Raw genomic sequence first — 22,980 nt, 5'->3', positions numbered from 1 at the left:
GTCGAAGAGGGCGCTCATCAGAGCCTGATCCGTCATGGCGGGATCTACGCCAAACTGGCGAAGCTGCAGTTCGAGACGGGTGCGAACGAGCCTCTGGCGATAGCCAAGTAGCTTCTCAGGATTCCGGAAACGCGTAGACATCCACCGGCTCGCCCAGTCCGCGCAGCGGGAAGGAGCCGAGGCTTTCCAAACCGGCTTCGCAGCCTGCCATTTCGACGAAGGCTTTCGACAGCAGCACGGGACGCTTGATCTCCTTCGTCAAGCTTTCCAGCCGCGACGCGATGTTGACCGCCGGGCCGATCACCGTGAAATCGAGGCGCTTGTGCGAGCCGATATTGCCGTACATCACGTCTCCGACATGTACGCCGATGCCGTAGCGGAGCTGCACAAGCCCCCGCTCCTTGTTGAACTGATTGAGCTCGACCATCGCGGCCTGAGCTTCCTTGATTGCACTGAGAAGGTTGTGGCAGGCTTCCGGCGTGGTCAGCGGAAAAATGGCGAGCAGCCCGTCGCCCATGAATTTCAGGATCTCGCCGCCATGCCTTTCGATCGGCTCCGACATGGCATCGAAATAGGCGTTCAGCAATTCGAGCACATCGTCGCGCGGCCAAAGATCGGAGATCTTCGTGAAATCCCGCATGTCGCAGATGAGGATCGCCGCGCCAACCGTTGCGCCGCTGCCGCGGGTCGTGGCGCCCGCCAGAATCTGCTCGCTGGCGTGTGGCCCGACATAGGTTTCCAGTAGCGTGCGAGCAAGAATGTTTTTGACCCGGACTTCAGTGACGAGTGTAAGCGCCGGCATGAGGTCTCTGAGGAAGGTCAGGTGCTCATCGTCAAAGCCGCCCGGCCTGTCACTTGAGAAGGTGACGACGTGCCGCTTGCCGAGCGTATGATCCATCGGCCAGGCAACGTAATCCGTCAGTCCCTCCCCTCGCAGCTCGTCGTAAAGCGGATAGGAAGTGTTCTCGTCTTCCAGCTTCTGCCGGACTTCTGCCGCTCCGCTGAAGATATCGTTCATCGGGCTGTTCAGGAATTGCGACGTCAATTCGACGCCGTAGCCGAAAGTCGTGATCTCGGCTTTCTGCATCCCAAGGCGCCAGAGGACGCGTGCACCGCGCCATTGCGGATGGAGCGTCCGGAAATGCATCGTTGCGCGGGCGACAGGAACGCCTGCGGCCTGGAGCCGTATGCACATCTCCACCAGGATATTGTCGATGTATCGCTCGCCGCGGGTATCGTTGATCAGCCAGTCGAGGATTTTTCGCCGGCGCACCGGCCAACGGCCATCCTCCGCCTCCACGGGCGCTGGTAATGGATTGGATACGGCCTGCATTTGAAACTCCACAATCTCGTCCCGCCAAGCGGACACATCAACATCCCTGTATAGATGGTTAGCGAAGGACCGATTGGAATATCAACAGCCGGATCGTTTCGCTCAACACTAAAGTCGCATGTCGGCCCGGCCGCTTTCGGTTGCCTTTGTCCGTCCATGCCCTACCCTCCTCCTGCCGATTTGAACAGCTGCTGAATTCCGGGAGGAGAATTGAATGGCAATTTTTAACATCACCCGTCGCGCTGGGATGGCGCTCGGCCTTGGACTGCTTGCGGCTCTGGGGACCGGGACCGCAAAGGCCGACGGCTTTCCGGATCGCGCGGTTACACTGGTCGTTCCTTTTGCTGCCGGCGGCTCCACGGATGTCGTCGCTCGCATTATCGCCGAAAAGATGTCCGGAGACCTGGGCCAGCAGGTGGTCGTCCAGAACGTCGCCGGTGCCGGCGGCAACCTTGGTGCAGACAACGTCGCGCGCGCCGAACCGGACGGCTATACCATTCTGATGGGGACGGTTGCGACGCACGCGCTCAACCCGCTCATCCTCAAATCCACGCCTTACAATCCGGAAAAGGATTTCGCGCCCGTTTCGTTGCTCGTCATCGTGCCTAACGTGCTCGTCGTTAATCCGGAACTGCCTGTCAAAAACGTGCAGGAACTGATTGCGCTGCTGAAGGCCGAGCCCGACAAGTGGAGCTATGCTTCCTCGGGCAACGGCACGCCGCTGCATCTGTCCGGCGAACTGTTCAATTCGATGGCTGGCGTCACGATGCAGCATATCCCCTACAAGGGCGCTGGACCTGCCTTGACCGATCTTTTGGGAAACCAAGTGTCGATCATGTTCGATAATTTGCCCTCTTCCTCCGGTCACATCAAATCCGGGAAGTTGCGGGCCTTGGCGGTCACGACCGCGAAACGCGCTCCATCCTTCCCCGATATTCCGACTATCGCCGAGTCTGGCGTTCCCGGCTACGAGACCTATACATGGAACGCGCTCTTCGCGCCGGCGAATACGCCTGCCGATGTTGTCGCGAAGCTCAATGCATCCGCCAACAAGGCCCTCAAGGATCCGGCGGTTGCCGAGCGTATGAACGAATTCAGCGCCACCATCGTCGGCTCGACGCCGGAGGAACTTGGCGCTCATGTGAAAGCCGAACTGGCCAAGTGGGGTCCGATCGTCAAGGGCGCAAATATCCAAATGGAATAAGTTCAACTTTTGCACTAGATTATCTCCCGTTAGCAGGCAACTTCCTGATATTGGGAGATAATCGATGTATAAGTTTGAAGTGTACAAAGACAAGGCCGGCGAATTCCGTTTCCGCTTCAAGGCGTCGAACGGCGAATCCATGTTCAGCTCTGAAGGCTACAAAGCCAAGGCCTCCGCCCTGAGCGCGATCGAATCCATCAAGAAGAACGCGCCGGGCGCGACGGTGGACGATCAGACCACGGCGACGGCTTGATTAGTTTGGCGGCGCCGGCAAGGCGCCGCCTTACTGGCCTCTGTCATGCCCCTGGAAGCGCGACGAGCCAGCGGATCGTTCGGCGCTAATTTATCTGCTGCCCAACTGGCTAAAAGTTCCCGTAGGCCGATCACTTCTCGGTCAGCTTGAGCTCGATGCGACGGTTGGTGGCGCGGGCTTCCGGTGTATCGCCGGGTGCAATTGGCTGGAATTCGCCGAAGCCGGCCGCGACGAGCCGATCGGCCGGTACCCCTTGCGAAATGAGATATTTGACAACGGAAATCGCGCGCGCCGAGGAGAGCTCCCAGTTGTCGCGATAGCGGCCAGATCCGGACAGCGCCACGTTGTCGGTATGACCGTCCACGCGGAGCACCCAATTGATTTCAGGCGGGATTTCCTTCGCCAGGTCGAGCAGCGCGGTCGCAAGCTTACCCATTTCGGCGATGCCTTCCGGATTGAGATCGGAACTGCCGGAGGGGAACAGGACTTCAGACTGGAAAACGAAACGGTCGCCGACGATGCGGATGTTTTCACGATCGGAGAGGATTTCGCGCAAGCGGCCGAAGAAATCGGAGCGATAGCGATTGAGTTCCTGGACGCGCTGGGCCAATGCGACGTTGAGGCGCCGGCCGAGATCGGCGATCTTCGCCTGCGAGCTCTGGTCTTTCTGTTCCGAGGCCTGCAGCGCCGCCTCGACGGCTGCGATCTGGCTCCTGAGTGCCGAAATCTGCTGGTTGAGAAGCTCGACTTGGCTCATGGCCCGGTCACTCATCTGTTTCTGCTCGTCCAACTCCTTGGTCAGGCCGCCGATGCGCTGCTGCGCCGCGTCCTGCCCGCCGGAGCCGGCGTCGAGCAGCGCCTGCAGCCGCGAGCGTTCGCCTTCTGCGCTCGCAAGCGACGCCTGCAGATTGGCGACGGAATCCTCGAGATCCTGGTTGCTGCCTTTCTCGAGGGCCAGCAGTTGCGTCAGCTCGTTGATTTGACTGTTGAGGCGGTTCAGCACCTCGTCGCGGCCGGAAATCTCCCGGCTGAGAATGAACTGGCCAACAACGAACACCGTCAGCAAAAACATGATGGCAATCAGAAGCGTCGACAGAGCGTCGACGAAACCTGGCCAGTAGTTCATTTCCCCTTGGCGGCGGCGGTTTCGGGCGAGCGCCATGGTTTACTTGCCCTCGCTCTTCTCGGTATGGGCTCGATGGCTCCGTTCGGAAGAGCTATACCTTTCCTGTCCGCCGATGCGTTCGGCGAGCCGGTCGAGCGTGCGGCGCATGGCTTTCGCCTCGTCCTGCTGCGCTTCGATCCAGTCGCGTAGCATCTGCTGCTCGTTGCGCATGTTCTTGACGAGGCCCTGGATGCCTTCGGCAAGACTTGCCATCGCCGCGACCGAGCGCTGGCTGCCGGCGCCCCCTTCATCGGCAACCTTCTTCAGATAGTCCGACAACGCGCGAACATCCTCGGAAGACGTAGCCCCGTCGATCGGCTGAACAGCCAGGTCGGAGCCGACGTCAGTCACCGACGAAAGCCAGTTTTCGAGCTCCATGTAGAAGCGGTTCTGTGCCCGGCCCGCCTGAAGGTCGAGGAAGCCGAGAATGAGTGATCCGGAAAGGCCGAGCAACGATGACGAGAAGGCTTGTCCCATGCCGGAAAGCGGCATGGAAAGGCCCTCCTTGAGCGTGGTCAGCACGTCGCCGGAACCGTTCGATCCTGCATCCAGCGACTGAATGACGCCGCTGATCGAGCCGATCGTACCGATGAGGCCCCAGAAAGTGCCGAGCAGGCCGAGGAAGACCAGAAGGCCAATGAGATAACGCGACGTATCGCGGGATTCATCGAGGCGCGTGGCAATCGAGTCCAGGATGGAGCGTAGCGCAGTGGTCGAGAGTGCCGCCGTCGACTTACGATTGCCGATCAGCGCGCGCATCGGCGCAAGCAGTCTCGGATTGCGGTTGACCTTGTCTGCGCTACCGGCTGCGCGGAAAGAATTGAACCACCGCACTTCCGGACGAAGTGACAGCACGTGGCTGAAGACGAGGATGATCCCGACAGCAAGGACGCCGAGAATCAGGCCGTTGAGGCCCGGATTGTGCATGAAGGCTGACTGCGCCTGCCGGAAAAGAATGGCGGCGATGAAACCGACGATGACAAGAAAAAGCAGCATCGTCCAGAGAAACGGCATCGGACTGGAGAGCTTGTAGACATAATTGCCGCTCGGTTTTTCGGTCGAGCCGAACTCCGCCGCATTCACATTTTCCATCGTTGCGCAGCCTCCGGATTGCTTGCAGCCGGAGACTAGAGCAACATTGTGCCGAATTGAAGTATGCGCAAAGAGAAAACCGTGTCTTTACAACAGCCAGTTTTCGCCGACGTCATTTCGTAGGTATCGGGCGCTTGATGGTTTCCATCAGAGCCTTGTGAATATACTCGTTGCCGGCGACGAGCGCGCCGGTATCAAGAATATCCGTCCCACCGTTCCAGTCAGTCGCATAGCCGCCCGCTTCGCGGATGAGCAGGATGCCGGCTGCGATATCCCACGGAGACAACCCCGTTTCCCAAAAACCGTCGAAGCGACCGGCGGCAACGTAAGCAAGATCGAGCGCGGCCGAGCCCATGCGGCGAATGCCGGCCACTTCGCCCATGACATGACGAAGCTCGACAAGAAACTTGCCGTGATTGCCACGGCCGAGATGCGGCACGCCGCAGCCGATGACGGAATCCGAAAGCACGCGGCGGGCGCCGACGCGCAGACGACGATCGTTGAGAAACGCCCCGCCGCCGCGCTCCGCCGTGTAGAGCTCGTCAGTCGCCGGATTGAAGACGACGCCGGCGACGATTTCGCCGTTGCGCTCGAGCGCGATCGACACGGCAAACATCGGAATGCCGTGCAGGAAATTGGTCGTGCCATCGAGCGGATCGACGATCCAGCGATGGGCGCCGTCAGTGCCCTTGATCTCTTCGCTCTCCTCGCCAAGGAAGCCATAGGTCGGCCGCGCCTTCAGCAGTTCGTCCTTGACGATCTTTTCGGCCTTCCGGTCGGCGTTGGACACGAAATCGCCCGGGCCCTTCACAGACACCTGCAGGTTCTGCACTTCCCCGAAATCACGCCCCAGCGACTTTCCTGCCTTGATGGCAGCCTGAACCATGACATTGAGAAGAGCAGAACGGGCCATCGGGGCATTTTCCTTGGAACTGGACGGGATGCGCTGTCAGGGGGAAAGTCCCTGATCGCCGGAAACGGCAGCGCTCATAAAAAGGTTGGCGGCCTCAAGACCACAAAATCGGGCAAATTTCAAGGGGAACCAGGCATGGCGAGATCGGCGGACCTTCCGGCCGGAATTGCCGTCGAGGCTCACCGGTCTCGAACTGCGCGATGAAGCTCAGAACTTCTGCTGGGTTAGCAATACTTCGCGAGCGATCTGGTCGAGCGGTAAAATGCGATCCACGCCGCCTTTGGCGATTGCTTCCTTCGGCATGCCGAAGACAACCGAGCTCGCCTCATCCTGCGCGACCGTGTAAGCGCCGGCCTCATGCATCTCGAGCATGCCACGCGCACCGTCATCGCCCATACCCGTCATGATGATGCCCATCGCGTTCGAACCGGCAGCCCGCGCAGCGGAACGGAAGAGCACGTCGACCGACGGGCGATGCCGCGAGACCAGCGGACCGGTCTTGACGGAAACATGGTAGCGTGCGCCCCGCCGTTCCAAAAGCATGTGCCGGTCGCCGGGAGCGATCAGCACGTGACCGCGAAGTACCGGATCGCCATCCGCCGCTTCCTTGACTTCCACCTCGCAGAGACCATTGAGACGCTTGGCGAACGCCGCCGTGAACTTTTCCGGCATGTGCTGGACAATGACCATTCCCGGCGCATTGGCAGGCAGCGCTTCCAGGAATTCGCGAAGAGCCTCTGTTCCGCCGGTCGATGCGCCGACGCAGACCACCATTTCCGTCGTCTTCGCCATCGCGCGGCCGGTCGGCGGTGGAAGCATTGCATCCGCCGTCAGTTTCTTTGCAGGTCCTTCTGCCGACGCCGAGCGGATCGTCCCTGCGGCACGGCGCGTCGCAGGCAGCCGCGCATACGAAGCACTCTTTACCACCTCGCGGATGCGGATTGCGTCATCGGCCAGACTGTCCGCCGCGCCGATCTTCGACTTCAGGATGATATCGACGGCACCAGCCTCCAACGCTTGGATCAGCGTCTCGGAACCAGCCTCAGTCAATGACGAACACATGACAACCGGGATGGGATGCTGGGACATCAGCTTGCGCAAGAAGGTGATGCCGTCCATGCGCGGCATTTCCACATCGAGCGTGATGACGTCCGGGACATCCTCCTGCAGCTTTCGCGCAGCCATGAAAGGATCACTCGCGACACCCATGACTTCGATGTCCGGGTCCTCTTGCAAAACACGGGTCAGCGTCTGGCGCACGCTAGCGGAGTCGTCGATGATTAGAACGCGGACTTTCTTTCCCATCTCGCCTCTGCTTCAGGTCTTCTGGAAAACGGTATTGGACACCTGCTTCAACGGCAAGTCGAAACCAGTGATCGATTCCGAATGGCCGATGAACATGTAGCCGCCTTTTGCCAGGCAATCGCACAACCGGCTTAAGACGCCCTGCTGCGTCGGCTTGTCGAAATAGATGAGAACGTTGCGGCAAAAGATGATCTGCATGAGATCGCCGACGGGATATTTCTCATCCATCAGGTTCAGGCGCGCAAAGCCGACTTTGCTGCGCAGCTTCGGCGAAATCCGTACTTCGCCTCGCCCGGACTGCTTGGCGGTCATCACGTATTTCCGCTGCAGATCGTGAGGAACGGGCTGGACGAGGTCCTGCGGATATATGCCCCTGCGGGCCGTCTGCAACACATCCGTGCTGAGATCGGTCGCGAGAATACTGTACTTCAGGTCGTGGCGCGCTTCGGTGAATTCGGCAAGCACCATTGCCATCGTATAGGGTTCAGCGCCTGTCGAGCAGGCGGAGCTCCAGGTGCGGATGGTGCGAATGCCGCTGTTTACCAGCGCCGGCAACGCCACCGCCTGCATAAAGTCGAAATGCCTCGCTTCGCGGAAGAAGTCCGTCTTGTTCGTCGTGACGACGTCGATCAGATAGATCGCCTCCTGTTCCAGTCCGCCATCATCGAAGAGGAAATCGCAATAGTCGTCGAACGTCGAATGGTTCGTCGCGCGAAGCCGCCGGCGCAACCGGCCCTCCAGCATCGTCAGCTTTGTCGGCGGCATCTTGATACCGCTGTAGTCGTAAATGAACCGGGCAAGCATATCGAAATTGCGCTTGCTGATCCGGTCGCCGGCTTGCACCGCTGCCATACTCATGAACTACTCCGAGGTGGCGGCGCTAGGCCGCCGATTGCAATACGGAAGCGTCCTCGCGCGACAGGAGCCGCGCGAGATCGACGATGACGACGAAGCCGTTTTCGCGGCGCACGACGCCCGCAATGTAATCGGACCGCCAGCGAACACCGATGTCCGGCGCCTGCTCGATCTGGTCACGCCGGAAAGGCGTGACCTCGAAGACACGATCGGCGACAAGACCGAGCGTCAGCGTGCGGTTTTCCATCGGAATGTCGAGCACGAGCACCCGCGTATGCGAGGTAGGCACTGTCTTCGACAGGCCGAGCTTTAGCCTAAGGTCAATCGTCGGAACGCCCTGGCCGCGCACATCGCGAAGGCCGAGCAGGTAATCAGGACCGTTCGGAATCTTGAAGGCTTCCGCATAGTCGAGAATTTCCCGCACAACCTCCACCGGCACGGCGAAAGTTTCCTCGCCGAGGCTGAAGGTCACGAACTGAGCTTCCAGGGACGTTGTAGCCATCTTTATGCGCTTTCCTTGAAATCGGCGTCGCCGTCATCGGGACCGCCCATGGATAGATCGAGAGCAAAACCCTTCACCCGCGCCTGCTGGGCGGAGACGCTGTTGGCTGCCGGAGCCTTACCAGCAGGCTTGCGAGGGGCTGCAGTGGCCGGGCTGCGGACGGTCATTTTGGCAGCTGGCGTGCGGCTCCCGCGATTGCCCGAGGTCTCGATCTTGAAGAAGGCGATCGAGGCCTGCAGTTCTTCGGCCTGCGTGGCGAGCTCTTCGGAAGTTGCCGACATCTCTTCGGAGGCACCGGCATTCTGCTGGGTCACCTTGTCGAGTTGCTGGATCGCTTCGTTGATCTGCGTAGCGCCGATATCCTGCTCGCGGCACGCCGCGCTGATTTCGGAGACCAGTTCGGCGGTCTTGCGGATATCCGGCACCAGACGGCCGAGCATGTCGCCGGCATCGGCAGCAGCCTTCACCGTATCACTCGACATGGACGAGATTTCCGCCGCCGCCGACTGGCTGCGTTCGGCAAGCTTGCGCACTTCCGACGCGACGACCGCAAAGCCCTTGCCATGTTCGCCGGCACGGGCTGCCTCGACAGCGGCGTTCAGAGCGAGCAGGTCGGTCTGGCGGGCGATTTCCTGAACGATGCCGATCTTCTCGGCGATCGTACGCATGGCATCGACCGCACGGGCGACGGCTTCGCCGCTTGCCTCGGCGTCCTTGGAGGACTGGCGAGCGATTTTTTCGGTCTGTGCCGCATTGTCGGCGTTCTGCTTGATGTTGGCGGCCATCTGCTCCATCGAAGCGGAAGCCTCTTCAGCCGAGGCTGCCTGTTCGGTCGCCCCTTGAGAGACCTGCTCGGAGCTTGCCGACAGTTGCTGGCTGCCAGACGACACATTCTCGGCGGCCGCAATCGCATCGGCGACGACGCCGCGCAGGCGTTCGACCATCTGCTCGAGAGCGATGCCAAGCACATCCTTGTCGGAGAGCGGCGTCGGAGAGACCGTCAGGTCGCCGTTCGAGATCTGGTCGGCGATGTTGGCTGTCGTACGCAGGTTCGTCACCATGCTTTGCATGGCGAAGCCGAGCACGTCCTTCTCCGAAAGCGGCTTCGGGTCGATCGAGAGATCGCCTGCCGCGATGCTGTTTGCCACATCCGCAGTGCGGCGGAGATTGGCAGTCATGCCGTTCATCGTATCGACGAGATCCTTGATCTCATCATTCGTACGAACTTCGATCGTCTGCTCCAAATCGCCAATGGCAACGGCGTTGGCGGCGGCACGAATTTTCGACAGGCCGCGCATGATATCGATGCCAATCCACAGCGCCGTCGCGATAGACAGGGCCACGCCAACGGCTGCAATGACAATCAACATGTTGAATGTGCTGCCGAATGCCGCGTCAGCCGCCTCATCGCCTGCGCTGATCGCTTCGCGCGTCAGGCCCGCGAGCGATTCCGTCAGCCCGTCAAGCTTTTCGGCAGCAGCTCCGCCTTCGGTCTGGTCGACTTCAACGGCTTGGTCGCGCTGACCGGCAAGCGCAAGCTCCCTAATTTTGTCGTTCAGGCGAGCGTAATCGCTCCAAAAATCGGCGATGGCCTGCCACTTTGGCTTGAGCTCGTCAGCCGCGCTATCCTTCCCGAGCGCAAGCGCGTCTTCGAACGCTTTGCGCTGTTGCTTGATGCCCTCGACCGCCTGCTGCGTCCGCTCCGCAGTCGTGGCCAGCAGAAGATCGCTCTCGGCCAGATTTAACGAGTCGAATGCTCGGGCGAGATTGGAAGCGTAGCCGTCCTGGCGTACCGGGCCGGTGAGGAGATCGTTCTGCATCGATGCGACCATGCTCGCGCCCCGCATACCGAACGCAGCACAGGCAATGGTCACAGCAATCAGCAGCCCGAAGGCCATTGTCATTTTGGCTTTGATCGTAAAGCGCATTTGGAGAATCCTTTATTTCAGCTGGCGGTGGGAGCACCGCCCCGCTGGTTTCCGGCGCATCGGCTCGAAGAACATCTACCCCTCATGAGATCATCGTCGCTCGCTTGAGGTCCGCCGTCTGCCAGCTCGCCACAATCTCGCGATCGGCTCTCCAACCGCAGCGCGCCGGACTGCGGACGTTGACCTACCTGCCGGTAGAGGGCTCCAATGCACCGCACCATGGCTGGGAGGGATCGCCTGAGATCCTGGCAACCATTTCACAGTACGGGGAAACCCGCCGATTGCGATACCAACGCATACACACGTTGGGCATTTCAGGCCGCGGACCAGGAGTCCGCGGCAATCTCAGTTCCAACGGAGCGCTCAGGCGCTTTCGCGGAAGTCTTCATCACCCACGTCCGGGCCACCCATCGACATATCCAGTGCGAAGCCCTTGGCGCGTGCCTGCTGCGCAGAAACGGACTGGCCACGGCCAGCGTGGTCTTGCGCGATCTTGCGAGCCGGAGTCTCCACGAGCTTGCCAGAGGTTTTAGCCGACGCCCTGTGAATACCGGCCTTCTTTGGTCCTGCCGTATCAACCTTGAAGAAGGCGATCGAGGCTTGCAGTTCTTCGGCCTGTGCTGCCAGTTCCTCGGAGGTTGCCGACATCTCGACGGAGGCACCGGCGTTCTGCTGGGTCACCTTGTCGAGCTGCTGGATGGCCTCGTTGATCTGCGAGGCGCCGATATCCTGTTCGCGGCAAGCGGCACTGATTTCGGAAACCAGTTCAGCGGTCTTGCGGATATCCGGCACCAAGCGGCCAAGCATGTCGCCAGCTTCCTGGGCCGCCTTGACGGTATCGCCCGACATCGAGCTGATCTCGGCTGCCGCCGACTGGCTGCGCTCGGCAAGCTTGCGCACTTCCGACGCGACGACCGCAAAGCCCTTGCCATGTTCGCCAGCACGGGCAGCTTCGACCGCCGCGTTCAGAGCGAGCAGGTCGGTCTGGCGGGCGATTTCCTGAACGATGCCGATCTTCTCGGCGATCGTACGCATGGCATCGACTGCACGCTTGACCGCGTCGCCGCTCGTCTCGGCGTCCTTGGCGGACTGGCGGGCAATCTTTTCGGTCTGCGCCGCGTTGTCGGCATTCTGCTTGATGTTCGCGGCCATCTGCTCCATCGAAGCGGAGGCCTCTTCGGCTGAGGCTGCCTGCTCGCTCGCACCCTGGGAGACCTGCTCGGAGCTTGCCGACAGTTCCTGGCTACCGGCAGAAACGTTCTCTGCGGCCGAAATCGCATCGGCGACGACGCCGCGCAGGCGCTCGACCATTTGTTCAAGAGCGATGCCAAGAACGTCTTTGTCCGAAAGCGGCTTCGGAGACGCCGTCAGGTCGCCGTTGGCGATCTGGTTCGCGATCTCTGCGGTATTGCGCAGGTTATCCGTCATCTTCGTCATGGAGGCGACCAGATCGCGGATTTCATCGTTGCTCTTGTGCTCGATACTCTGATCCAGATCGCCGATGCTGACGGCGTCGGCCAGATTGACGGCACGCCTCAGGCCACGGGAGATATTGAGCGAAATCCAGGTGGCGCAACCGACCGAGAACACGATAAGCAAGACGGTAATGGCAACGAGATGGAGTCGCGAGTTGGCATACTGAGCGTCGGTCGCCTGATCGGTTTCGTTGACGTCGCCGGAAATCGTGTCCCGCATGTCCTCCATGACCTTGAGAGCTTTGTCCATGAGCTCGCGGCCTTGCTTCATCGTCAATCCGGAGGCCTCGGAATTCGACTCGGCGGTGTTCTGCGTTGCCAGATCGGCAATTCGTTTCTGGATAGGCACGTATTGTTCGTAGACTGCCCTGAATTGACCGGCCTGTGTCCGCACATCCGGATCAGCGGAAGCTTCGAGCTTTACGGTCAGATCTTCGATTCCGTTCTGATGGTCGAGCATTGCCTGAACGAACTCGGCGATCTCGGCAGGATTATTATTTAGGACCGCATTCTTTTCGGCCCGGACGCTGTTATTGAGCATGTCGCTGAGCGCGGAGACGTTTTTCAAATCGTTGATCGGCTCCGCGATCATCTTTGTGATCTCGGAATTCAGCGACGAAAGATTGTAGATCGCAAGACCCGCCATCAATCCGCTAAGCAAAATGACCGCGGCGAAGACCAAAGCCAGCTTTAATTTGATCGTTAGACGCATGAGTAGCCCCTTGGGTATTTTAGAAAGACCGGTGTCATCCCAACCGGTTTTCTGAGTGCGCGAGCGGTTCGCATTGTGGAATGAAGAGCCTTGCATCTACTCTTGCGTGAGCGAGTGGCAGAGCCAGCCACGCCTCCAACGTCAACATCCGTTGGGCATCATCAATGCCGCGACTGGCAAAACCAGCCGCGGCATTTCATTGATCAGGCGCTTTCGCGGAAGTCGTCGTCACCGGCGTCCGGCCCACCCATCGACATGTCCAAGGCAAAGCCCTTGGCGCGTGCCTGCTGGGCGGAGACGGACTGGCTACGGCCGACGTGCGAGACATCCTGCGATGCCTTGCGAATGGGAGCATTGATGACTTTTGCAGGAGTCTTCGCTGGAGCCTTGTGAGCGGCGACCTTCTTAGACCCGGCCGTATCGACCTTGAAGAAGGCGATCGAAGCCTGGAGTTCTTCAGCCTGTGCTGCCAGTTCTTCGGAGGTTGCCGACATCTCTTCGGAGGCGCCGGCATTCTGCTGGGTCACCTTATCGAGCTGCTGGATGGCCTCGTTGATCTGCGAGGCGCCGATGTCTTGTTCGCGGCAGGCAGCGCTGATTTCCGAAACCAGTTCCGCGGTCTTGCGGATATCCGGAACCAGACGGCCGAGCATTTCGCCGGCGTCGCGGGCTGCCTTGACGGTGTCGCTCGACATTGAGCTGATCTCGGCGGCAGCCGACTGGCTGCGCTCGGCAAGCTTGCGCACTTCCGACGCGACGACCGCAAAGCCCTTGCCGTGTTCGCCTGCACGGGCAGCTTCGACGGCAGCGTTCAGAGCGAGCAGGTCGGTCTGGCGGGCGATTTCCTGGACAATGCCGATCTTCTCGGCGATCGTGCGCATGGCATCGACCGCACGGTTGACGGCGTCGCCGGAAGCTTCCGCGTCCTTGGCCGACTGACGGGCGATCTTTTCCGTCTGGGCGGCATTATCGGCGTTCTGCTTGATGTTCGCTGCCATCTGCTCCATCGAAGCCGATGCTTCCTCGGCAGAAGCTGCCTGTTCGGTCGCCCCTTGCGAGACCTGCTCGGAGCTTGCTGACAGTTCCTGGCTACCCGAGGAGACGTTGTCGGCTGCCGACAAGGCATCACCAACGACGCCGCGGAGGCGTTCGATCATGATGTTGACGTTTCCGAGAAGTTCACCGATTTCGTCGCGGTTGGTGATCTCGGCCATCTTGGTCAGGTCGCCTTCGGAAACCTCGCGGACGACCGTGTTGGCGCGGGAGAGCCCCTTGCTGATCGTGCTTGCAATCCAGAAGGCCGTTACAGCTGCCATGAGGAAGGCGGCGCCGACGACGCTGATCATGAAAAGGCGTGTCTGCTGGTACTCCGCTTCGGCATCGTCGTCGGCGACGTCGAGCTGGGACTTCTCGAGTTTCGTGATGGCCTCGACGGCGTTGTCGATATCGGTCGCCGCCTTGCGGGCAACCGTCGAGGAGATGTTGTTTGCGCCTGCCCGGTCGCCGGCGCGCATCAGCTGGCGGATCTCGTCGTCGGACTGGTAGAAGGCCACCGACAGCTGGCGGATATTGGCCCAGAGCGGCTTGCCGTCCTCGGTGGAGATCGCCTCGGCTTGCGAGAGCGCCTTTTCGAAATCGGCGCGGCCGGCGTCACCATTGGTGATCGCAGCTTCCATTGCTGCCTGATCGGCTGCCATCAATAGGTTCTTCTGCTGGCGGATGGCCTGCAGCTCGCCGATGTTGATCTGCTGCGCCAGTTCGAGGCGCAGGGCCGGGCCGGAAAGCACGTTACTGATTGCGGTATTGAGCCCGGAAAGGCTGATAATGCCATATGCGGCCGTACCCATCATCATCACGATAATGAGCGAAAACGCCGCCACTAACTTTGTCTTGATCGTCAATCGCATAATTTTAAACACCTCTTTGCCTGTCCGGGATTAGTTTCCCGCGCCGGCGGCTTCGCGCTTCGAAGAGAAAATCGCCTGAAGATTGGGGAGGATGATGAATTCGCCGCCCCGCTTGACCAGGCAATTGATGTAGTCTGCGCGCCAGCGCATGCCGACGCTTGGCGGCGCTTCGCTCGCGGACTTTGCAAGCGTGGTGACTTCATTCACCTTGTCGGTCCTCAGACCGACAAGCGTCTGCTCACCCTGCAGATCGATCTGGATGACGATGATGCGGCTATCAATCGTCGCTTCGGTTGCCTCCATGCCGAAGGCGAGACGAAGATCGGCAAGCGGAATGACCTTGCCGCGGAAATTGATGACGCTTGCGACGAATGGCTGGGCACCGGGCACCGCGGTTTCCGGAAGCAGATCCAGGATTTCCTGGACGATGACGGCTTCGAGCGCGAAAGTCTCGCCGTTCATGTCGAAGGTCAGAACTTCGACTTCTTCGGCATAGTTCCAATGATGGCTGATCTTCTCTGCTGCTGCGCTCATCCTGCTACCCGCAATTGCGCCTCCTGTTGTTGACCGGCGGCCACGAGATGTCCGACGTCGAGAATGAGGGCAACGCTGCCGTCGCCGAGAATGGTGGCGCCGGAGAAGGTCGCCACGTCGTGATGCAGCTTCGACATCGACTTGATGACCGTCTGGTGATCGCCGATGATCTGGTCGACGACTAGGCCGACGCGTTCCGTACCTGTCGAGATGACGACGACCTTCTGGTGCACGTCCGGTTTGGTGCCGGTGCGGAAGAGATCGCGCAGGCGAAGGAACGGCACGAGGCTGTCGCGCAGCGAGATGAAGCTGCGGCCGCGCGAGCGCAGATCCTCCTCCAGCGACAGTTCGAGGCATTCCTCGACCGCCGAGAGCGGGATCACATAGCGGCCCGAACCGACGCGGACGAGCAGACCATCGATGATGGCGAGCGTCAGCGGAATGCGGAGCGACACTTCGGAGCCCTCGCCCGGAACGCTGACAATATCGATCGTGCCGCGAAGCGCCTCGACGGTCTTCTTGACGACATCCATGCCGACGCCACGGCCGGAGAGATTGGTGATCGTCGCCGCCGTCGAGAAGCCCGGAGCAAAGATGAGCTGCAGCAGTTCGGAATCCGAAAGCTGCTGCCCGGGGGCGATGAGACCAGACGATTCCGCCTTGGCACGCACCCGGTCGCGGTTGATGCCGCGGCCGTCGTCCTTGATGGAGATGATAACCTCGCCGCCTGACTGGCGGGCCGAGAGCGTCACGGTGCCTGCCTCTGGTTTACCGGCGGCAAGGCGGTCGCCAGGTGTTTCCAGACCATGGTCGATCGAGTTGCGGACGAGATGGACCAGAGGATCGGCGAGCCGCTCGATGACGGTCTTGTCGACTTCGGTGCTTTCTCCTTCCGTCACCAGCTCGATGACCTTGCCGGTTTCGCGGGCGAGATCGTGAACGAGGCGGCGGAAGCGCGAGAAGAGAGTTGCGACGGGAACCATGCGCAACACCATCATCGTGTCACGCAATTCGCCGGAAAGGCGCTCGATCTCTTCGGAGACGGAGCGAAGGGCTATGTCGGCGCTGGAGCTTGCGAGCTGGCTGAGGCGCGACTGGGCAATGACAAGCTCGCCGACGCGGTCCATAAGTTCGTCCAGCCGCTCGGCTGGAACGCGGACGTTCTCCTGCGCCTTGGCCTGGCGGCCATCGGCCAGAGCAGCCGCCTCCCGCTTTGCAGGGACGGCCTCGACCGGTTTGAAGGCGGGCACAGGCGCGGGCGGCGGGACCGGTTCGGCGGCGGCAACTACCGTGGCGGCAGGCGTCTCGACTTCGGACACGACCTCGGCGGGCGCAGCGACATCAACGACTTCGAGCTCCATGTCGTCCATGACGAAAATGAAAACATCATCGATTGCCGAGCGATCGTGTTCGGTGCTCAGCATGACTTCCCACGAGATGTAGAGCTCGGTCGGAGAAAGCTCGGACAGCGGAGGGATCGCAGCCGTATTAGCGCGCACGGTGCATTCACCGAGATCACGCAGTTCGTCCAGCAGGCCGAGCGGATTGGTGCCATTGGCCATGGCATTCGATGGAAGGCTAAAGCGGATGCGCCAGTTGTTCTTCTTCTTTGCTGCGGGCGGTACGGCTTTGGCAGCCGCCGGCGCGACTACGGTCGCCTTTGCGCCCGCGTGACTGCCGACCGCTGCCTGCAACTGCACAAGGAGCTTCTGTCCGGTATCGCCGTGATCGGCATCCGGCTGGTCCACCAGCGCACGCATGTGGTCCTGCGCGGCGAGGACGGCGGCGACCAGTTCGGCCGTTGCCGGCACTTCGCCCTTGCGGACGCGATCGAACGCAGTTTCGCAATGGTGGGTAAAAGCGGCAAGCGCCTCGAAACCGAACATCGCGCCGGAGCCCTTGAGCGTATGAAGCCCGCGGAAGACGGCATCGACAAGATTCTTGTCGTCAAGCTGATGAGTGAGATCAAGAAGACCTGCCTCGATTGCTTCGAGGCACTCGGCCGCTTCCATGCGGAAGACTGCAACCGGATCGAGCGCGCTCATCGTCCTAAAACCTTCTTGACGATCTTCACGAGGTTGTCGGGATCAAAGGGCTTCGTCAGCCAACCGGTGGCGCCCGCTGCTTTCGCGCGCGCTTTCAGATCGGCATCGGACTCGGTGGTGAGAAAGATGATCGGAACACCGGTATGCGCCGGAAGCTTGCGCAGTTCCTCGATCATCGTCAGGCCGTCCATGATCGGCATGTTGAGATCGGTCACGATGAGGTCGAATTGACCGCCTTTTGCCGCCGCAAGCCCTTCAGCCCCGTTGACCGCTTCCGTTACGGTGTAGCCGGCATTGGTGAGCGTGACCTTGGTCGTCAGGCGGATGCTGGCGGAATCGTCGACTGTCAGAATGTTGGCGCTCATGCTGTAACCTCTTTATGCAACCAGAACTTTGCGTCTTCGCGATCGAACGCTTCGATGAGACCGGCGCGCTCGAGAACCTTCAGGACCGAGCCCGCAGCCGGAGCCGCCAGCGAAACTTTCTTGTTTTGTGCTTTGGCTTCACGGCGAGCAGATTCGACGAGCTGGACGAAGCTCAGATCCGCATCGAGCCCTTCCTCGATCTTAATGACGATGGAGCTATTGTTACTTAACGCAGCAACAATACTTGCGTTTATTTCTGCTATATTTCTTATATTTAATGTATTTGATACAGAAATATATTTATAAAATTCTTCTTGCGGCTCCAATTAAGCCTCCTGATCGGGAGAAATACTTTACGACCCTATAAGGACTCTCACGACAGGCTTAACCGCGGGTAAACAGGGGTTGTATGAAAGCGCAATTCAGGCGAGTCCCGACTCCCTGAATTTTCATCGGGGATAAGTTATAATGAGACTCGTTCAGCTTTGACGAAACTGAGCTTTTTCAATCCATTAGTTGACCGCCACGAAGTTCGCCTGACAAGAACGTTTGTTTTCTTAACCTCCCGTTAATCACAACGTCCGCGAGTCCTGCGTGTTTACCGGTCGTTTCCATCCTGCCCGTAGAAATAGAACAGAACTTGCCTCTATTCTAAGTAAAGGGACAGACGTGACACACGCGAGGGGGACGGCACGGGCGGCGTTATTGACTTCGGCTTCGAGCGTTGGAGAGACGCTCGAGACCGCCCGCAGTCAGGTCGAGGAACGGTTCCTGGAAGGCGGCGCCGTGCTGCTTTCGGTGATGGATGTCTTGAACCGTCTGCTGAATTCGCTCGACGCGATTACGAAGTCGCTCGACAGCAATGAGTCGAGTGATGCAGGCGCCGACCTGAACGCGACGGTCTCCAATCTCACCGCTCTGCCGGCGGCAGAAGATGCCCGCCAGCAAGCGCTCGCCTCGCTTGCCGAAACGGGCACCGGCCTGCGTAAACACGTAGCCGATATGCAGGAGACGATGCGCTATCTGCGCACCTTCGCCGTCACCGTGAAGATCACCGGTGCCGGCCTTGCCGAATTCGACGGCTTTGCGCAGGAAATTCTCGAGCGCATCTACTCCGGAACCGACGAGGTCAATCGTTTCGCGGCCCACCTGGACATCCTCGAAAAGGAGGTAAAAACAGCGCTTGCATTTGGTGCCGCCGTCTCCAAGGGGTATGCCGAGACGGTGCCGGCGGTCGCCAAGGCGCTGCATGACGATGCGCAGAGGATCGCGGCACATCGCCAGAATCTCGGCGTGATAGCCCGCGATGTTGGAGCCATTGCGCGCGGCGTGCAGAGCAAGGTCGCTTCGACGCTTTCCGCGCTGCAGATCGGCGATATCACCCGGCAGCGCATTGAGCATGTGCAGAGCACATTCACTCTTCTCGAAGAGTTCCTCGAAAACGGCGAGGGCAAGGCACTCAATCCGGATCAGCGTAAGCGGCTCGAAAACGTCATCAGCCATTTGACGGCGGCCCAGATGGACGACATGTGCCGGGACTTCCATCGGGAATCCGGCAGCGTCATCAAGACGATTGCGAGCTTCGGCCATGATACGCAGGAGATCCTGAAGCTCCGCGATCAGATGAGCGGGCAGAGCGGCGATGCCGGCGGCAACGTCATGCGGGCGCTGGAATCGAGTGTTTCAGCCGCACATGAGATCGTCATGCAGGTCGATACCGCAAGCCGCCAGGCGGATCAGGTCAGCCATTCGACACTCGGAACGGCTGCGAAATTGCTCGAAGCGATCGGCAATATCCGCGCTGTCAAGACCGATATCAACTACATGGCGCTGAACACGAACTTGCGCTGCAGCCGCCTCGGTGAGGCAGGCAAATCGATCAACGTCGTCACCGCCGAGCTGCGCATCTTTGCCGGCAAGCTCGACGACTCGGCGGACGCGATCGTCAACGGCCTGCCAGCGCTTGAAGCGGCTGCCGGCAAGATCGCGCCAGCGTCAGACGCAAGCTCGGGTGGCCTTGGCGAAAGCCTGACATCGGCCGTCGGTACCATCCGGTCCGCCGCCAATCTCATGGAAGAGGAACTGAAGGTCCTCGCCGAACATGGCCGCGAAGTGGCAAACAAGATCAACCTGATGATCGGCAAACTCGATTTCCAGCATGATCTGGGCGAGGTGCTGGCCCGTTGCGCAAGTGTGCTCGAGGAGACGGCTGGTGCGGAGGTCGCAGATATTTCCGACCTCGCGGAGCTCGTTGAACCCCTCGATCGCAAGATCTTCAAACTCTACACGATGGTTCAGGAACGCAACGTTCACCGTGGCATCATTCCCGCAACGGAAGAGACGGCACCGACTGCCGCCGCGCCCGAAGCCGCCAAGCCAGCGGATGATGAGGATCTCTTCGCCGATGCGCTGTTCTAAAAGCTAAGGCAAGCGCCGGAACTTGTTCGCCCGGTCGATCGCCTGCTTTTGCTGGGTGTCCTCGATGCCGAGGAAGAAGTCCTCGAGCTCGGGATCCGGCAACCCGGCCCGGCGGGACAGCACGTACCATTTCGCCGCCTCGACCGGGTCCGGCGCAGTTCCGAGCGCATTGACGTAGAGATGCGCGAGCTTGTTCTGCGCCGCGACGTTGCCGCGATTGGCGGCGAGCTTCAGCCACAGGAATCCGTTCACGAAGTCGCGTGGTCCATTCGTGCCGTTTACGAGCCAGATGCCGAGATCGAGCTGCGCCGTATCAAAACCGGCACGCGCCGCGCGGGCCAGCCATTCGCGCGCCAGCTTCTTTTTGTCCGCCGGCAGATCGGGAAGCGCGGAGTAGATCTGCGCCACGGCGTACTGGGCATCGGCTATGCCCTGCTCTGCGGATTTCTCGTAATAGGGAAGCGCGAGTTTAAGTCCGTCCGGCCCCGGATGGTCGACCGTCAAGAGTTGGCCCCAGTTGAATTGCGCCGAAGCATTGCCGCTGTCGGCGGCGCGGCGCATGTAGTCATCGGCCTTATTCTTGTCGCGTGGCACGAGTTCGCCTGCCATCAGGATCAGCGAGTATTTGAACATCGCCGCCGCATCCCCGCCCTCGGCCGCCTTGCCGTACCAGAACGCCGCACTCTTAAGATCGCGGCGCACGCCAAGCCCGTTAAACTGCAGTTCGGCAATCAGCGTCTGCGCTGCGGGATCGCCAAGCTGCGCACGAGGCAGGGCCAATTGCATTGCCGTCAGATAATAGCCCCGCTGATAGGCACCATAAGCCGCGTCGGCCGGGCCTTTGTATTGCTTTTCAGGCGGCAGGTCGGGAAGCTTTGCGCCCATGCGGTCCAACACGCCGAGGCCACTCGAAGGCTGCGTTCCTTCGGGAGGCCGGTTCGTCTTCAGCGGCTCGGCTTCTGAACCGACTGGGCGTGTCACGATGTTGTCGACCGTTTGCGCCCACGCGCCATGCGGCAAGGCAACCGCCATTACGGCAGCGGACAGGAGGAAACGGCGCAAGCGGACGGTGACGTTCGGCATGGCCGCGTATCAATCCTCAAACCGTGGCGCTTTTTCGTCAAGAAGCGCGTTGACGTGAGCAACGATGGACGGAGCCTGCCCCGGCTCTGCGAACACCGCCATACGCAGCGCTACGAACTCCGCACCCGACTCGGCGACAACCAGTGCCGAGGCCGGATCAGTGCCGCCCATGACGACGCACGGAATTTCGATCATCGAGGCCCACCATTCGCCGAGCGCGACATTCTTCGGATGGGCTTCCGGTTTGATGTCGCCGTCAAGTTTGCCGAAGAAGATATAGTCCGGTCGTTCCTCGCCGACCTCCAAAGCCGTGTGGCGGTCGGTCGCGTTGCCGCCACCGACGATCAGCTTGCCGCCGGATTTCTCGATCGCCTCGGCAATTTCGGCGGCTGAACCCGTCAGATGCAAGCCATCGGCTTTCGAGCGACCGACGACACGGCTGTCGCCGGCAATCAACGCAGCAGCGCCGGCATTTTGGATGACGGGTACCAGTTTCTCGGCGTGCTTTTGAAACGTACCGGCGTCAAGCCCGTATTGCGGCACGATTACCGAGGCGACATCGCCGCCCTTCAGGGCATCAGCGAGGATCTTTGCCTGCTCGTCGGCATCCGCGATGTCCGGAACGATCAGGACAAGGCGGCAGCGGTTTTCCGGTTCGGTCATGAACTCTTTCCGTTCTCAGCAGATTTCGCCCGCAGGCGGCAAATCCACACTCGTTTTGTGTGAGTAATTCCGTTAGACGGGGCTGGCAAGGGGAGGACTTGAAAAGCATGCTGCCGGAGCTGTCATTCTTTTATGCCGCGATACCTGCTGTGCTGCTTGTGGGCCTCGCCAAGGGCGGAATGGGTGATGCGCTGGCACTGATCGGCGTTCCCATCCTGGCGCTGGTCGTCTCTCCAGTCGAAGCAGCCGCCATCCTGCTGCCCATCCTGGTCGCCATGGACATGATCTCACTCGTTATCTGGCGCAAGCACGGCGACTGGACGACGATGAAGATCATGCTGCCGGGCGCCCTCTTCGGCATCGCGCTTGGCTGGGCAACATCCGCCCTGGTGCCCGGCAATGTGCTGCGCGTGGTCATCGGCACAGTTACTGTGCTCTTCTGCGCCCGCTACTTCTGGAACAACTTTGGTCCCGGGGCAGGAAAGATCATCCCGCCTCACGGTCAGCGGCCTTTGCTTGCAAGCTTTTGGGGTATCCTTTCCGGCTATGGCAGTTTCGTCGCCCATGCAGGCGGTGCTCCATTTCAAATCTACGCCCTGCCCCTGAAACTGCCACCACGCGAATTCACCGGTACCAGCGTTCGCTTCTTCGCTATCTTGAATGCCGTAAAGCTCGTACCCTATTTCGCGCTGGGCCAGCTCGATACCGAAAACCTCCTGACGTCGGCGATCCTGCTGCCGTTCGCTCCGCTCGCCACCATGGCAGGCGCATGGTGCGTGCGCCGCATGAAGCCGACGATCTTCTACCCATTCATGTATGGCATGGCGTTCATCGCTGCACTTCTGATCATCTGGGAAGGCTTGGCTCTCTAGGCCGTCCGGATCGTTGCAGCGCACAATTTTCTTGCCGGAAAGGTGGCTTTGACGTAGCTTTTCGCCCATGTCGAACGCCGATCCTTTCGCCGCGATATCAGACCCGAACCGGCGGTTCCTGCTGGAGCAGCTCAGGCGTGCACCAAGAACGGTCAATGAACTCGCCGAAAGCCTTCCGATCAGCAGGCCGGCAGTATCCCAGCACTTGAAGGCTCTTCTCGACAGCAATCTCGTGTCGGTGACCTCCGAAGGCACAAGAAGAATTTACGCGGTCAACAACCGCGGCTTCGACAAGCTGAATCTGTGGCTTGATCAATTTTGGGCGTAGAGCCTTTCGAGGCTCCAGCAACGATCTC

Annotated in this window: 21 protein-coding genes; 5 read left to right on the top strand and 16 right to left on the bottom strand. The window is 60.3% G+C overall.

The features are described from left to right. Positions 1-115 precede the first annotated feature (115 nt). Entirely contained in the window at positions 116-1,333 is a 1,218-nt protein-coding gene (locus tag ACPYOJ_RS09940) for an adenylate/guanylate cyclase domain-containing protein (RefSeq protein WP_481416090.1), read from the bottom strand. A 214-nt stretch (positions 1,334-1,547) separates the two neighbouring features. Here ACPYOJ_RS09940 and ACPYOJ_RS09935 point away from each other — a divergent pair, with 214 nt between their 5' ends. Both ACPYOJ_RS09935 and ACPYOJ_RS09930 read left to right on the top strand, forming a co-directional pair. Further along, a complete protein-coding gene (locus ACPYOJ_RS09935) occupies positions 1,548-2,537 on the top strand; it encodes a Bug family tripartite tricarboxylate transporter substrate binding protein (RefSeq protein ID WP_481416089.1) in 990 nt (329 codons plus the stop codon). A gap of 64 nt (positions 2,538-2,601) precedes the next feature. After that, complete coding sequence (locus ACPYOJ_RS09930; protein WP_168831533.1) at positions 2,602-2,790, top strand: YegP family protein; 189 nt, start codon at positions 2,602-2,604, stop codon at positions 2,788-2,790. A gap of 130 nt (positions 2,791-2,920) precedes the next feature. Here the strand turns inward: ACPYOJ_RS09930 and ACPYOJ_RS09925 are convergent, their stop codons facing one another. The 13 genes from ACPYOJ_RS09925 to ACPYOJ_RS09865 form a co-directional block, all read right to left on the bottom strand. Continuing rightward, the gene (locus ACPYOJ_RS09925) at positions 2,921-3,952 is read right to left on the bottom strand and encodes a peptidoglycan -binding protein (protein WP_481416088.1); all 1,032 of its coding nucleotides are present in this window, start codon (positions 3,950-3,952) and stop codon (positions 2,921-2,923) included. A 3-nt stretch (positions 3,953-3,955) separates the two neighbouring features. Next, positions 3,956-5,047: a flagellar motor protein MotA gene (locus ACPYOJ_RS09920; protein WP_481416087.1), complete on the bottom strand. Its 1,092-nt coding sequence runs from the start codon at positions 5,045-5,047 to the stop codon at positions 3,956-3,958. A 112-nt stretch (positions 5,048-5,159) separates the two neighbouring features. Then, positions 5,160-5,960, bottom strand: a complete 801-nt coding sequence (locus tag ACPYOJ_RS09915) for an inositol monophosphatase family protein (protein ID WP_481416086.1) — start codon at positions 5,958-5,960, stop codon at positions 5,160-5,162. A gap of 207 nt (positions 5,961-6,167) precedes the next feature. Next, positions 6,168-7,265, bottom strand: a complete 1,098-nt coding sequence (locus ACPYOJ_RS09910) for a protein-glutamate methylesterase/protein-glutamine glutaminase (RefSeq protein WP_481416085.1) — start codon at positions 7,263-7,265, stop codon at positions 6,168-6,170. 12 nt (positions 7,266-7,277) lie between these two features. Further along, entirely contained in the window at positions 7,278-8,123 is an 846-nt protein-coding gene (locus ACPYOJ_RS09905; RefSeq protein WP_481416084.1) for a CheR family methyltransferase, read from the bottom strand. A 22-nt stretch (positions 8,124-8,145) separates the two neighbouring features. Continuing rightward, complete coding sequence (locus ACPYOJ_RS09900) at positions 8,146-8,622, bottom strand: chemotaxis protein CheW (protein ID WP_168831527.1); 477 nt, start codon at positions 8,620-8,622, stop codon at positions 8,146-8,148. 2 nt (positions 8,623-8,624) lie between these two features. Continuing rightward, a complete protein-coding gene (locus ACPYOJ_RS09895; RefSeq protein WP_481416083.1) occupies positions 8,625-10,550 on the bottom strand; it encodes a HAMP domain-containing methyl-accepting chemotaxis protein in 1,926 nt (641 codons plus the stop codon). 363 nt (positions 10,551-10,913) lie between these two features. Further along, positions 10,914-12,737: a methyl-accepting chemotaxis protein gene (locus ACPYOJ_RS09890; protein ID WP_481416082.1), complete on the bottom strand. Its 1,824-nt coding sequence runs from the start codon at positions 12,735-12,737 to the stop codon at positions 10,914-10,916. A 203-nt stretch (positions 12,738-12,940) separates the two neighbouring features. Then, positions 12,941-14,644, bottom strand: coding sequence for a methyl-accepting chemotaxis protein (locus tag ACPYOJ_RS09885; RefSeq protein ID WP_481416081.1), 1,704 nt, complete (start codon positions 14,642-14,644; stop codon positions 12,941-12,943). Between the two features lie 30 nt (positions 14,645-14,674). Further along, positions 14,675-15,178, bottom strand: a complete 504-nt coding sequence (locus ACPYOJ_RS09880) for a chemotaxis protein CheW (protein ID WP_481416080.1) — start codon at positions 15,176-15,178, stop codon at positions 14,675-14,677. Further along, positions 15,175-17,223, bottom strand: a complete 2,049-nt coding sequence (locus ACPYOJ_RS09875; protein WP_481416079.1) for a chemotaxis protein CheA — start codon at positions 17,221-17,223, stop codon at positions 15,175-15,177. The genes ACPYOJ_RS09880 and ACPYOJ_RS09875 overlap by 4 nt, the downstream gene beginning before the upstream one ends. Then, complete coding sequence (locus tag ACPYOJ_RS09870; protein ID WP_481416078.1) at positions 17,220-17,588, bottom strand: response regulator; 369 nt, start codon at positions 17,586-17,588, stop codon at positions 17,220-17,222. Before ACPYOJ_RS09870 ends, ACPYOJ_RS09875 begins: the two co-directional genes overlap by 4 nt. Then, the gene (locus ACPYOJ_RS09865) at positions 17,585-17,914 is read right to left on the bottom strand and encodes an STAS domain-containing protein (RefSeq protein WP_481416077.1); all 330 of its coding nucleotides are present in this window, start codon (positions 17,912-17,914) and stop codon (positions 17,585-17,587) included. The genes ACPYOJ_RS09870 and ACPYOJ_RS09865 overlap by 4 nt, the downstream gene beginning before the upstream one ends. Positions 17,915-18,293: 379 nt before the next feature. Between ACPYOJ_RS09865 and ACPYOJ_RS09860 the strand changes: the two genes are divergently transcribed. Then, the gene (locus ACPYOJ_RS09860; RefSeq protein ID WP_481416076.1) at positions 18,294-20,006 is read left to right on the top strand and encodes a chemotaxis protein; all 1,713 of its coding nucleotides are present in this window, start codon (positions 18,294-18,296) and stop codon (positions 20,004-20,006) included. Positions 20,007-20,009: 3 nt separating this feature from the next. Here ACPYOJ_RS09860 and ACPYOJ_RS09855 read toward each other — a convergent pair whose 3' ends face one another. Together ACPYOJ_RS09855 and ACPYOJ_RS09850 are read right to left on the bottom strand one after the other, a co-directional pair. Then, entirely contained in the window at positions 20,010-21,089 is a 1,080-nt protein-coding gene (locus tag ACPYOJ_RS09855) for a tetratricopeptide repeat protein (protein ID WP_481416075.1), read from the bottom strand. A gap of 9 nt (positions 21,090-21,098) precedes the next feature. Further along, positions 21,099-21,752: a thiamine phosphate synthase gene (locus tag ACPYOJ_RS09850; RefSeq protein WP_481416074.1), complete on the bottom strand. Its 654-nt coding sequence runs from the start codon at positions 21,750-21,752 to the stop codon at positions 21,099-21,101. A 107-nt stretch (positions 21,753-21,859) separates the two neighbouring features. Between ACPYOJ_RS09850 and ACPYOJ_RS09845 the strand changes: the two genes are divergently transcribed. Beyond that, entirely contained in the window at positions 21,860-22,624 is a 765-nt protein-coding gene (locus tag ACPYOJ_RS09845; protein ID WP_481416095.1) for a sulfite exporter TauE/SafE family protein, read from the top strand. Between the two features lie 67 nt (positions 22,625-22,691). Next, a complete protein-coding gene (locus tag ACPYOJ_RS09840; RefSeq protein ID WP_168831516.1) occupies positions 22,692-22,952 on the top strand; it encodes an ArsR/SmtB family transcription factor in 261 nt (86 codons plus the stop codon). The last annotated feature ends 28 nt before the right edge of the window (positions 22,953-22,980 follow it).

This window comes from Rhizobium sp. SVR5-9E, from assembly GCF_056755095.1.
The sequence above is the reverse complement of the archived record's forward strand: the minus strand, read 5'-3'. Positions and strand labels throughout refer to the sequence as shown.

Excerpts from the sequence above, each read along its gene's own strand:
- ACPYOJ_RS09920 (WP_481416087.1), bottom strand. The coding sequence starts at position 5,047 with ATGGAAAATGTGAATGCGGCGGAGTTCGGCTCGACCGAAAAACCGAGC.
- ACPYOJ_RS09845 (WP_481416095.1), top strand. The coding sequence starts at position 21,860 with ATGCTGCCGGAGCTGTCATTCTTTTATGCCGCGATACCTGCTGTGCTG.
- ACPYOJ_RS09840 (WP_168831516.1), top strand. The coding sequence starts at position 22,692 with ATGTCGAACGCCGATCCTTTCGCCGCGATATCAGACCCGAACCGGCGG.
- ACPYOJ_RS09850 (WP_481416074.1), bottom strand. The coding sequence starts at position 21,752 with ATGACCGAACCGGAAAACCGCTGCCGCCTTGTCCTGATCGTTCCGGAC.
- ACPYOJ_RS09935 (WP_481416089.1), top strand. The coding sequence starts at position 1,548 with ATGGCAATTTTTAACATCACCCGTCGCGCTGGGATGGCGCTCGGCCTT.
- ACPYOJ_RS09875 (WP_481416079.1), bottom strand. The coding sequence starts at position 17,223 with ATGAGCGCGCTCGATCCGGTTGCAGTCTTCCGCATGGAAGCGGCCGAG.
- ACPYOJ_RS09905 (WP_481416084.1), bottom strand. The coding sequence starts at position 8,123 with ATGAGTATGGCAGCGGTGCAAGCCGGCGACCGGATCAGCAAGCGCAAT.
- ACPYOJ_RS09870 (WP_481416078.1), bottom strand. The coding sequence starts at position 17,588 with ATGAGCGCCAACATTCTGACAGTCGACGATTCCGCCAGCATCCGCCTG.
- ACPYOJ_RS09855 (WP_481416075.1), bottom strand. The coding sequence starts at position 21,089 with ATGCCGAACGTCACCGTCCGCTTGCGCCGTTTCCTCCTGTCCGCTGCC.
- ACPYOJ_RS09895 (WP_481416083.1), bottom strand. The coding sequence starts at position 10,550 with ATGCGCTTTACGATCAAAGCCAAAATGACAATGGCCTTCGGGCTGCTG.
- ACPYOJ_RS09890 (WP_481416082.1), bottom strand. The coding sequence starts at position 12,737 with ATGCGTCTAACGATCAAATTAAAGCTGGCTTTGGTCTTCGCCGCGGTC.
- ACPYOJ_RS09925 (WP_481416088.1), bottom strand. The coding sequence starts at position 3,952 with ATGGCGCTCGCCCGAAACCGCCGCCGCCAAGGGGAAATGAACTACTGG.
- ACPYOJ_RS09940 (WP_481416090.1), bottom strand. The coding sequence starts at position 1,333 with ATGCAGGCCGTATCCAATCCATTACCAGCGCCCGTGGAGGCGGAGGAT.
- ACPYOJ_RS09885 (WP_481416081.1), bottom strand. The coding sequence starts at position 14,644 with ATGCGATTGACGATCAAGACAAAGTTAGTGGCGGCGTTTTCGCTCATT.
- ACPYOJ_RS09930 (WP_168831533.1), top strand. The coding sequence starts at position 2,602 with ATGTATAAGTTTGAAGTGTACAAAGACAAGGCCGGCGAATTCCGTTTC.
- ACPYOJ_RS09910 (WP_481416085.1), bottom strand. The coding sequence starts at position 7,265 with ATGGGAAAGAAAGTCCGCGTTCTAATCATCGACGACTCCGCTAGCGTG.
- ACPYOJ_RS09900 (WP_168831527.1), bottom strand. The coding sequence starts at position 8,622 with ATGGCTACAACGTCCCTGGAAGCTCAGTTCGTGACCTTCAGCCTCGGC.
- ACPYOJ_RS09880 (WP_481416080.1), bottom strand. The coding sequence starts at position 15,178 with ATGAGCGCAGCAGCAGAGAAGATCAGCCATCATTGGAACTATGCCGAA.
- ACPYOJ_RS09915 (WP_481416086.1), bottom strand. The coding sequence starts at position 5,960 with ATGGCCCGTTCTGCTCTTCTCAATGTCATGGTTCAGGCTGCCATCAAG.